Here is a 9,826-nt window from a genome sequence, read left to right as displayed (position 1 = left end):
CCCCACCCAGCCGATTGCAGGCACGGAGATGAGCAACGGCTCGATGCCGGGCACGCCTACGATGGACGGCATGACGATGAACTCGACCGCGTTCGGAATGGGATCGGGCACCGCGCGCAACCCGGGCGCGGAGGGGATGATGCAGGGCCTGCACCTGAAAACAGGCGGCTGGGCGCTGATGCTCCACGGTTATGCGTGGGGTTCCTATACCGACCAGTCGGGGCGGCGCGGTGACCGCGAGGCGTTCGTCACGTCGATGGCGATGGTCGAGGCGAGCCGTAACTTCGGCGCTGCCAAACTCACGCTGCGGTCGATGCTCAGCCTCGACCCGTTGATGGGCGCGAAGGGCTATCCCAGCCTGTTCGCGACCGGTGAGACCGCCGACGGCGTCACCCCGCTGATCGACCGCCAGCATCCGCACGATCTGTTCATGGAGCTGTCGGCGCGGGTCGACGTGCCGCTGGGCGGCGGGATCACCGGCTTCGTCTATGGCGGGCCGGTCGCCGAGCCCGCGCTCGGCCCGTCGGCGTTCATGCACCGCGCCTCCGCCCAATTCCTGCCGCTCGCGCCGATCGCGCACCATTGGTTCGACAGCACGCATATCAGCTTCGGGGTTGTGACGGCGGGCCTGTCGAGCGACACATGGCAGCTCGAAGGATCGGCGTTCCGCGGGCGCGAGCCCGACCGGCGCCGCTGGGATATCGAGATGCCGCGGCTCGATTCGTGGAGCGTGCGCGCGACGTGGAACCCCTCGCCTTATTGGTCCGCGCAGGCCAGCTACGGCCGGCTGAAAAGCCCAGAGACGCTCGAGCCCGGCGTGGACGAGGCGCGCACCACCGCGAGCGTGCAATATGCGCGCGGGGGTTTTTCCGCGCTGGCCGGATTCTCCGCCAAGAACCGCCTGCCCGGACGCACGCTGACCGCGTGGATCGGCGAGGCGAACTGGAATTTGGGCGCGCACCATGCGCTGTTCGGCAGACTCGAGAATGTCGCCAATGACGAACTGTTCCCCGGCCCCGCCGACCCGCTCCACGACCGGCCGTTCCGCATCACCCGTGGCGAGATCGGATACGCGTATCGCCTCAAGCTGATCGGCGCGCTCAATGCCGCGATCGGCGGCAGCGGATTCCTGACTGACAAGCCGCGCGCGCTGGATGCCGCATATGGCCGGTCGCCAGCGGGCTGGACGGGGTTCGTCAAATTGAGCCTGGGCGGATAATGCGGACTAAATCTGCTATATATTCAATAGAATGAACCGAAATGGCTGTTCATTGACGCTACACCGCTAGTGACGATGGTTAACAGATCGATCACTATACTCCATCAGGAACTATGAAGCTCTGCCGCTGTTAGATCTCTAGTTATATGGAGAGGCGCAATGGCAACTATTACTAGCGGCCAATCATCAGAAACGGATCGTAACGCGGCGTCGCCCGCGGGCGATCTGCGCGCCGACGCACGGCATCGCACCGTGTTGCAGGTCGCCAAGCTCGCGACCGAGCGCGGGGACGAATTGTGCATCCTGCGCAACGTGTCGGCCGGGGGTCTGCGCGCCGAGGTCTATTGCCAGCTCGCGGTCGGCGACCCGGTTCAGCTGGAGCTCAGGACCGGGCGCGGCATGGCGGGCCGCGTGGTGTGGGCCAGCGGATCCTCGATCGGCGTCGCGTTCGACCGCAAGGTGCCGATCCTGTCCTATCTGGCGCATCAGGCGATGCAGGAGCTGGGCCGCCGCGTGCGGCCGCCGCGCGTGCGAATCGGCGAGCCGGGCATCCTGCGCCTGCCCGAGGGCGATTTCCTCGCGGCCATCGTCGATGCGTCGCAGGCCGGGATGCGCATCCGCAGCGACCGCAAGCTGTCCGCCGGTACCGAATGCAAGGTTGTCGGCGAAGGGCTCGGCGAACGCGGTGCGCTGGTTCGGTGGTGCCGCGACGGCGAAATGGGCGTGCAGCTTAAGCAGCCGTTATCCTTCCGCGAATTCGCGCAGTGGCGGACCAAGGTGAAATCGCTCCTGACCAGCCTGAACTAGGCGCCGGCGACCGACCCTCGCCCGAAATAGACCCTTGGCGGACAGCGGCGATTTCCGGCATGGCGAGCGTCGATCGTTAGGGAGTCGATGATGCGCTGGATCGCCCGGGCCGCCATGCTTGCCTTTGCCGCCGCGCTGACGGCGTGCGCCACCACATCGGATTTGATGGTTCCACCGGACCGCGGCGTTCCCGCCGCTTCGGACGTGTCGCAACCGACGATCGCGCCGCCGCCAGTCACGATCCTCGTCTCGATCGACGGCTTCCGCCCAGACTATCTCGATCGCGGCGTGACGCCCAATCTCAACGCGCTGGCCGCCGCCGGGATCAGCGCGGCGATGCGGCCGAGCTTTCCGTCGAAGACCTTTCCCAATCACTGGACGATCGTCACGGGCCTGCGCCCCGACCGCAACGGCATCGTGTCGAACAACATGCAGGACGTCGGTCGCCCGGACCAGAAGTTCACCATGGAGAACAGCAAGGACCCCTATTGGTGGAACGCCGCCGAGCCGATCTGGGTGACCGCGGAGAAGGCCAATATCCGCACCGCGACGATGTTCTGGCCGGGCAGCAACGTCGCCTGGGGTGGGACGATGGCGAAGGACTGGCCCAACGACGTGTCCAACGGGGTCCGGCCCGAGGATTGGTGGCCGTTCGACATCGTCATCCCCGGCGACCAGCGCGTCGACGGCGTGATCGACTGGTTGCGCCGTCCGGCCGGGACGCGGCCGCGCTTCGTCACGCTGTATTTCGATACGATCGATACCGCCGGGCATACTTTTGGACCGTCGAGCCCCAAAACGACCGAGGCGGTGGCCGCGATCGACCGGACGATCGGCCGGTTGGTCGCGGGGCTGCGCGGGCTCGGCCAGCCGGTCAATCTGGTGATCGTCGCCGATCACGGCATGGCCGACACGAGCCGCGAGCGGACCATCGCGATGGACAAGATCGCCGACCCGGGGGATTACACTATCTTCGAGACCGGCACGTTCGCCGCGCTCTACGCGGTGCCGGGGCATGAGGCCGCGCTGGAGAAGGCGCTGCTCAAGCCGCATGACCATCTGCAATGCTGGAAGAAGAGCGATATCCCGGCGCGCTTTCACTACGGCGCCAACCCGCGCGTCCCGCCCTATTTCTGCCTCGCGCAAGTCGGCTGGCTGACCGCGAAGACCACGCCGACCAAGGAAGGCGACCGCGGCAATCACGGGTACGACAACGACGCGCCCGACATGCGCGCGCTGTTCATCGCCAGCGGCCCGGCGATCCGGCCGCTCGGCAAGCTGGCGACGTTCGACAATGTCGATGTCGCACCCTTGCTCCGCGATCTCCTCGGTTTGCCGGCGGGGCAGAATCTCGACGGCGATGATGCGCCGTTCCGCGCGGCGCTCGGCAAATGAGCGACGATTTGCAATATTTCGAGGACATCGCGGTCGGCACCAAGTCGCGCTTCGGCCAGTACGCCGTCACGCGCGACGAGGTGATGGAATTCGCGCGCAAATACGATCCACAGCCGTTTCACCTGTCCGACGAGGAAGCCGCCAAGACGCATTTCGGACGGCTGTCGGCGAGCGGGTGGCACACCTGCGCGATGACGATGGCGATGGTGGTCGAGAATATGAAGAGCCATCGCCAGGCGGGTCTCGGCTCGCCCGGCATGGACGAGCTCAAATGGTTGAAGCCGGTCTATCCGGGCGATACGCTCCGCTGCGAAACCGAGATACTCGAGAAACGCGTGTCGGCGAGCCGCCCGGAGATGGGCCTGTTCAAGAGCCGGATGACGGTGTTCAATCAGGACGACGTGGCCGTCATGACCTTCGTCAGCAACGGGATGGTGCGGACGCGGCCGGTGTGACCCGGCCGCGCGCCGATCAATGCTTCACGTCGCGCCAGATGTTGCGGTACGCGCCGAACGCCAGCCCGCTGGAGATCAGCAGGAACAACACCGCGAAGAAGCCGTATTGGTGCCGCGTCTCCAACTGCGGATCCGCCGTCCACACCAGGAATGCCGAGACGTCCTTCGCCATCTGGTCGACCGTCGGCTTGGTGCCGTCGGCGTACTGGACCTGCCCTTCCGACTTGAGCGGCGGCGGCATCGCGATGTTGAGGTTGGCGAAGTACGGGTTCGAATAGAGCCCCTTGGGCGTCTTGATCTCCGGGAACTTGGCCAGCATCTCGGCCGATTGCGGGCGATAGCCGGTCAGCAGCGAATAGACATAGTCCGCCCCGCCATGCCGCGCGCGCGTGATGTAGCTGAGGTCGGGCGGGATCGCGTTGTTGTTGGCCGCGCGCGCCGCAATGTCGTTGGCGAACGGCATCGGGAAGCGGTCGGCGGGCGTGCCCTTGCGGGTCGCGGGCTCGCCGGTGTCGGGATTGGTGGTCGGGATCGTGTCGAACCCGGCGGCGATCGCCTTCACCTGGCCGTCGCTATAGTCCAGCCCCTTGAGATCGCGGAACGCGACGAAGCGCAGCGAATGGCACGCCGAACAGACTTCCTTGTACACCTGGAAGCCGCGCTGCAGCTGCTGCTTGTCGAACTTGCCCATGATGCCGTCCGACGCCAGATTGGCCGCGCGCGGGTGGAGGTGGAAGTCGGTCTCCGCGCTCTCGGGCGCGCCGCTCCAGATCTTGGGCGACGAATCGGTCATCAGACCCTGCACCGTCCAGAACAGCGCCCAGGCGAGCACCGCCGCGAAGGCGGCGCCGACCAGGAAAGCGATACCGCGAACCATGATTCAAATATCCCCTATGCCAGCGCGGTTTTGGACGGGCTGGTGCCGCCATGGTCGCCGAGTACGGCTTCGGTAATCGAATTGGGCAACGGCACCGGCCGCTCGCTGCGCGAAATCAGCGGCAGGATCACCAGGAAGTGCAGGAAGTAATACGCCGCGGCGACCTGTCCCAGGATGATGTAGATCGGGTCGGCCGGCGACCCGCCGCAATAGCCCAGAACCACCACGTCGGCGATCAGCACCCAGAACGCGATCCGCGCCTTGGGCCGATACTTGTTCGAGCGGATCGGCGACCCGTCGAGCCACGGCAGGAAGAACAGCAACAGGATCGACCCGAACATCGCGAGCACGCCCCACAGCTTGGCGGGCAGGATGAAGTCCGACGTGAACGCGCGCAGGATCGCGTAGAACGGCCAGAAATACCATTCGGGGACGATGTGCGCGGGCGTCGCCAGCGGGTTGGCCGGGATGTAATTGTCCGGGTGGCCGAGATAGTCGGGGAAGTAGAAGATCACGACCGAGAAGATCGTCAGATAGACGAGCAGCCCGAACCCGTCCTTGGCGGTGTAGTACGGGTGGAACGGCACGGTATCCTGCTCGCCCTTCACATCGACCCCGGTCGGGTTGTTCGACCCCGGAATGTGCAGCGCCCAGATGTGCAGGATGATCACGCCCGCGATCACGAACGGCAGCAGGTAGTGCAGCGAGAAGAAACGATTGAGCGTCGCATCGTCGGGCGCGAACCCGCCGAGCAGCCAGACGCGGATATTCTCGCCGACCAATGGGATCGCCGAGAAGAAGCCGGTGATCACCTGCGCCCCCCAGAAGCTCATCTGCCCCCAGACGATGACGTAGCCCATGAACGCCGTCGCCATCGTCAGCAGGAAGATGACCACGCCGAGCAGCCACACCATCTCGCGCGGCGCCTTGTACGACCCGTAATAGAGCCCACGGAAGATGTGGATGTACATGACGATGAAGAAGAACGACGCGCCGTTGGCGTGCGCATAGCGCAGGAACCAGCCCGCGTTGACGTCGCGCATGATCCCGCCGTTGACCGAGTTGAACGCCTCCGCCGCCGACGAATGGAAATGCATCGCCAGCACGATGCCGGTGACGATCTGGATCGCCAGCGCGGCGCCGGCGAGCACGCCGAAGTTCCAGAAATAATTGAGGTTGCGCGGCACCGGATAGCCCGCGCCGACCGCGTTATAGGCGAGCCGCGGCAGCGGCAGCTTCTCGTCCAGCCAGCGCATCAGCGGGACTTTGGGTTCGTAATTCTTGGCCCAGGGGAAACTCATTTCTCTCTACCCCTTCAACCGACCACGACCGCGGTCGGCGACGTGAACTTGTAATCGGGAACGGCGAGGTTCTTGGGCGCCGGCCCCTGGCGGATGCGCGCCGCCGTATCGTATTGCGAGCCGTGGCACGGGCAGAAATAGCCGCCGTACTTGCCGCGATTGTCGCCTTCGTTGATGCCGAGCGGAATGCAGCCGAGATGCGTGCACACGCCCAGCGTGATCAGCCAGTTCTTGTGGCCGTCCTTGGTGCGCTGCTCGAGCGTCTGCGGGTCGCGCAATTCGCCGACCGGCACCGCATCGGCCTCGGCGATTTCCTTCGGCGTCAGGTTGCGCACGAACAACGGCTGCTTGCGAAAGGTGGTGATGACGCCCTGGCCGGGCATGATCTTCGACAGGTCGATCTCGGTGGTCGACTGCGCCAGCACGTCGGCCGACGGACTCATCTGGTTGATCAGCGGATAGAGGATCGCCACCCCGCCGCCGACCGCGGGAAACGCCACGGCGGCGATGTTGAGAAAGTCGCGGCGGCGCGGATCGCTCACCAGATCGGGCGACTCACCCGGCGTTACAGCAGTATCGGTCGCCATTCAGCTAAGCCCTTGCACGTCTAAAATCCGGTGGCGGAACGCTTGGAGAGCGGCTTGGGTGCCGCGCCCGCCAGAACGCCCCCGTCCCCACGGAGGTTGCGCGCCTGATAGACAGGGACGCGGCGCTTTGCCAACGGGTTTTTGACCTTTTGGGCGACGACACCCCTTACCCTCCGTCATCCCCGCGAAAGCGGGGACCCAGCTTTCTCGGCGCATGAAAGAAGAAAGAAGCTGGGCCCCCGCTTTCGCGGGGGTGACGGTTGAGGGTAGAGCGGCGAAAATGCGCATCGCACTCTACCAACCCGACATCGCCGGCAACGTCGGCACGATCCTGCGGCTGGGGGCGTGCATGGGGGTCGGCGTCGACCTGATCGAGCCGATGGGCTTCGCGTTCGGCGACCGCGCGATGGCGCGCGCGGGGATGGATTACGCGCAAGCCGCCGATGTGGTGCGCCATGCCGATTGGGAGGCATTCGAGGCGCAGCGGACGGGGCGGCTAGTGCTGCTGACGACCAAAAGCGCGGAGTCGCTGTACGATGCCAGCTTCGCACCCGACGACATATTGCTGTTCGGTCGCGAAGGAGCGGGCGTGCCCGATTCTGTCCACGACCGCGCCGACCTTCGCGTTACTATCCCGATGCGAGCGGGATTTCGTTCGCTCAACGTCGCGGTGGCAGCAGCGATGACCCTGGGCGAAGCGCTGCGGCAGACGGGCCTACCTAGCGCGGACTGAGCCGCCGCCACGCCGCCACCTGCACCAACGCCATCGCGATAGCCCCCAGCGCCGCGACGCCGGCGGCGAGGCCATCGACGATCGCGCGCGCGATCGGATTGGGCGCGTGCGTCGCCATCCATTGATCGAGCGCCACGAACGGCAGCGCGAGCAGATATTGCGCGAGCACGACGCCGAGCACGATGCTCGCGAGCACCAGCATCCGGCCGCGCGTCAGCACGAAGCTTCGCCCGATCGCGGCAACCGCGCCGATCGGCCGCGCCGCCAGAATCGCGGGGCCGACCAGCATCGTGCGCGCCATGACCAGCGCGAAGATCGGGAGGATGAGGAACGGCACGCGCATCAGGATCATGCCGACCAGTCCGAGCGGCAACATCCACACCACCGACGCCAGAAAGAGCCGCGGCAACAGCCGCAGTGCGGTGCCCAGCGCGCCACCCACCGCGGGCCGCCCCGGCGCCAGATAGACCGCGACGAGCGCGAACTGGCCGTACAACGCCGCCGCCACCACGCCCAGGTACAGCACGCCGTAATTGCCGATCCATCCCTGCAACGCCGTCATATAGGCCTGCATGCTGGGGTCGTTGGGCTCGGTGCCGGTCACCGTCGAAATGTCGGGCAGATCGGGCACCAGCAGCAACAGTGCCAGCTGCGGCAGGAACACGAACATCCCCGCCACCGCGGTCAGTACGGGCCAGTCGCGCCGCCAGCCCGCCCAGGCGTCGGCATAGATCGTCGCTGCGCGTAAGCTCACGCGGCGGCCACGCTCGCGCGCGAAGCCGTAACAGCAAGGTAGAGCTTGGCGGAGAAAGCGGCGACGATCAGCGTGAACGCGGTGCTGACCATCCCGCTCAAAATCGCGACCACGATGCTGCCGGCGCCGAAGGGGCTGGACAGCGGCGCGAGCAGCCCGACGATCACGCCGATCCCCGAGGTCACCGCCGCCGCCGCGACCAGATAGACGATGACGAACAGCAGCCACACGCCGAGGATCTTCCAGAAGAGGCCGCCCGACAGCGCCGCCGAGCGCTGGATCGCGCCGATCACGCCGCCCTCTGCGACGATCACCGGATAGAGCAACACCAGCCGGATCGTGGCGACGACCGCCAGCACGAACAGCGCAATGGTATAGATCGCCACGAAGGCCGCCGCCGCGCCCGACAGGTCGGCCCGCGCCAGCCCGCCGCCGCGCAGCGCCGACAGGTCGACGCCGCTCGCTGCGAACACGCCCAGAATAGGCAGGGCGAGCACGGCCAGCACGACGAACACGATCAGCATCGCGGCCAATGCCCGCCCGAACTTGCCCGTCGCCGCGGCGACCGCACGGGACCGGCCGCCATCGGGATCGAGCGCCAGCGCGACCACCGCGATTTGCCCCCACAGCGCCACCAGCACGCAGGCCAGGCCGATCGGCGATCCCACGACCGGGCTGATCGCATCGCCCGCTCGTCCGACCAGTGCGTTGATCGCGTGCGGGATCAGCATTGCGAACACCGCGATCGGCAACAAGGCGCGCGCATTGTCGCTCAAAAACTCGGTCGTCCGGTCCCAGACGTTGCCCATATTGACCATATGCCGACCTCATGCGCTGCGTTGGCGCTCGCTCTAGCCCAGCGTCCGCGCGCTTGCCAATGACTTGCGCCGCGCCGCCGGTCGGGCGTAGCGCGGACGCGCAATGATCCTCGACGATATCGAATGGCGCGTGTCCGGCGGGCTGACGCCGTATGCCGACAGCCTGACCGAGATGGAGGCGCGCGCCATCGCGGTCGGCGCGGGGGAAGCGCGCGAGCTGGTCTGGCTGGTCGAACATCCGCCGGTCTATACCGCCGGGACCAGCGCCGACCCCGCCGAGCTGATCGATCCGCGCTTTCCGGTGTTCGATACCGGGCGCGGCGGGCGCTATACCTATCACGGGCCCGGGCAGCGGGTCGGGTATCTGGTAATCGACCTCGACAAGCGCGGCCGCGACGTGCGGTGTTTCGTCCATGCGCTGGAGAATTGGCTGATCGCGACGCTGGGCGATTTGGGCATCGCCGCGCGCGCCGAACCGGGACGAATCGGCATCTGGACCGGCCAGGGTGCGGCCGAAGCCAAGATCGGGGCGATCGGCGTGCGGGTCAAACGATGGGTCACGCTGCACGGCTTTGCGGTCAATCTCGACCCCGATTTGTCGCATTTCGGCGGCATCGTGCCGTGCGGGCTGCCCGACTTCGCGGTGACCAGCGCGGCGGCGCTGGGCGTGCCGGTGTCGCCTGCTGCGTTCGACGCCGCGCTGGCCGCGCGGCTGCCCGATTTCCTTGCTGCGTTGAGCCGAAACACAAAGCGGCTTGAGCAAAGTGTCATTACCGATTAATGTCCACCTCGATTTGGGTATTAAGGCCGGAAAAAGCCGACCAAATCCTTTATCTAGGGAGCTTCCAAATGCGTTCTTTCATCATCAAGGGCAGCATGA

The 9,826-nt window shown here is 66.2% G+C and carries 11 protein-coding genes; 6 read left to right on the top strand and 5 right to left on the bottom strand.

Annotated elements, in window-relative coordinates:
* From JWM94_RS04630 to JWM94_RS04615, 4 genes are all read left to right on the top strand, one after another.
* Positions 1-1,219 (top strand): hypothetical protein (locus JWM94_RS04630; protein WP_299422391.1); only part of this gene is annotated, 1,219 nt, incomplete at its 5' end.
* Positions 1,220-1,378: 159 nt separating this feature from the next.
* Positions 1,379-2,026 (top strand): PilZ domain-containing protein, encoded by a 648-nt coding sequence (locus JWM94_RS04625; RefSeq protein ID WP_299422389.1) that lies wholly within the window; start codon positions 1,379-1,381, stop codon positions 2,024-2,026.
* Positions 2,027-2,116: 90 nt separating this feature from the next.
* Entirely contained in the window at positions 2,117-3,421 is a 1,305-nt protein-coding gene (locus tag JWM94_RS04620) for an alkaline phosphatase family protein (RefSeq protein WP_299422386.1), read from the top strand.
* A gap of 8 nt (positions 3,422-3,429) precedes the next feature.
* Positions 3,430-3,876, top strand: coding sequence for a MaoC family dehydratase (locus JWM94_RS04615; RefSeq protein ID WP_299422393.1), 447 nt, complete (start codon positions 3,430-3,432; stop codon positions 3,874-3,876).
* Positions 3,877-3,892: 16 nt separating this feature from the next.
* Here JWM94_RS04615 and JWM94_RS04610 read toward each other — a convergent pair whose 3' ends face one another.
* From JWM94_RS04610 to petA, 3 genes are read right to left on the bottom strand one after another with little or no spacing between them, the layout of a single operon-like run.
* A complete protein-coding gene (locus JWM94_RS04610; protein WP_299422384.1) occupies positions 3,893-4,753 on the bottom strand; it encodes a cytochrome c1 in 861 nt (286 codons plus the stop codon).
* Positions 4,754-4,767: 14 nt separating this feature from the next.
* The gene (locus JWM94_RS04605) at positions 4,768-6,054 is read right to left on the bottom strand and encodes a cytochrome b/b6 (RefSeq protein ID WP_299422382.1); all 1,287 of its coding nucleotides are present in this window, start codon (positions 6,052-6,054) and stop codon (positions 4,768-4,770) included.
* A 14-nt stretch (positions 6,055-6,068) separates the two neighbouring features.
* Positions 6,069-6,641: a ubiquinol-cytochrome c reductase iron-sulfur subunit gene (petA, locus tag JWM94_RS04600; protein WP_299422380.1), complete on the bottom strand. Its 573-nt coding sequence runs from the start codon at positions 6,639-6,641 to the stop codon at positions 6,069-6,071.
* A gap of 280 nt (positions 6,642-6,921) precedes the next feature.
* Here petA and JWM94_RS04595 point away from each other — a divergent pair, with 280 nt between their 5' ends.
* Positions 6,922-7,374 (top strand): tRNA (cytidine(34)-2'-O)-methyltransferase, encoded by a 453-nt coding sequence (locus JWM94_RS04595; RefSeq protein ID WP_299422377.1) that lies wholly within the window; start codon positions 6,922-6,924, stop codon positions 7,372-7,374.
* On the opposite strand, the gene JWM94_RS04590 is transcribed toward JWM94_RS04595, so the two are convergent.
* Together JWM94_RS04590 and JWM94_RS04585 are read right to left on the bottom strand one after the other, a co-directional pair.
* On the bottom strand, positions 7,361-8,128 hold the full coding sequence (locus JWM94_RS04590) for a hypothetical protein (protein ID WP_299422373.1): 768 nt from the start codon (positions 8,126-8,128) through the stop codon (positions 7,361-7,363). The two genes, JWM94_RS04595 and JWM94_RS04590, sit on opposite strands and share 14 nt — an antisense overlap.
* Positions 8,125-8,946, bottom strand: coding sequence for a hypothetical protein (locus tag JWM94_RS04585; protein WP_299422371.1), 822 nt, complete (start codon positions 8,944-8,946; stop codon positions 8,125-8,127). Before JWM94_RS04585 ends, JWM94_RS04590 begins: the two co-directional genes overlap by 4 nt.
* 103 nt (positions 8,947-9,049) lie before the next feature.
* Here JWM94_RS04585 and lipB point away from each other — a divergent pair, with 103 nt between their 5' ends.
* Entirely contained in the window at positions 9,050-9,727 is a 678-nt protein-coding gene (gene lipB / locus JWM94_RS04580) for a lipoyl(octanoyl) transferase LipB (protein WP_299422369.1), read from the top strand.
* Positions 9,728-9,826: the final 99 nt, after the last annotated feature.

Source organism: Sphingomonas bacterium, assembly GCF_028289855.1.
Lineage (GTDB): Bacteria > Pseudomonadota > Alphaproteobacteria > Sphingomonadales > Sphingomonadaceae > Sphingomonas.
The sequence above is the reverse complement of the archived record's forward strand: the minus strand, read 5'-3'. Positions and strand labels throughout refer to the sequence as shown.

Excerpts from the sequence above, each read along its gene's own strand:
- JWM94_RS04620 (WP_299422386.1), top strand. The coding sequence starts at position 2,117 with ATGCGCTGGATCGCCCGGGCCGCCATGCTTGCCTTTGCCGCCGCGCTG.
- JWM94_RS04595 (WP_299422377.1), top strand. The coding sequence starts at position 6,922 with ATGCGCATCGCACTCTACCAACCCGACATCGCCGGCAACGTCGGCACG.
- JWM94_RS04605 (WP_299422382.1), bottom strand. The coding sequence starts at position 6,054 with ATGAGTTTCCCCTGGGCCAAGAATTACGAACCCAAAGTCCCGCTGATG.
- lipB (WP_299422369.1), top strand. The coding sequence starts at position 9,050 with ATGATCCTCGACGATATCGAATGGCGCGTGTCCGGCGGGCTGACGCCG.
- JWM94_RS04625 (WP_299422389.1), top strand. The coding sequence starts at position 1,379 with ATGGCAACTATTACTAGCGGCCAATCATCAGAAACGGATCGTAACGCG.
- JWM94_RS04610 (WP_299422384.1), bottom strand. The coding sequence starts at position 4,753 with ATGGTTCGCGGTATCGCTTTCCTGGTCGGCGCCGCCTTCGCGGCGGTG.
- petA (WP_299422380.1), bottom strand. The coding sequence starts at position 6,641 with ATGGCGACCGATACTGCTGTAACGCCGGGTGAGTCGCCCGATCTGGTG.
- JWM94_RS04585 (WP_299422371.1), bottom strand. The coding sequence starts at position 8,946 with ATGGTCAATATGGGCAACGTCTGGGACCGGACGACCGAGTTTTTGAGC.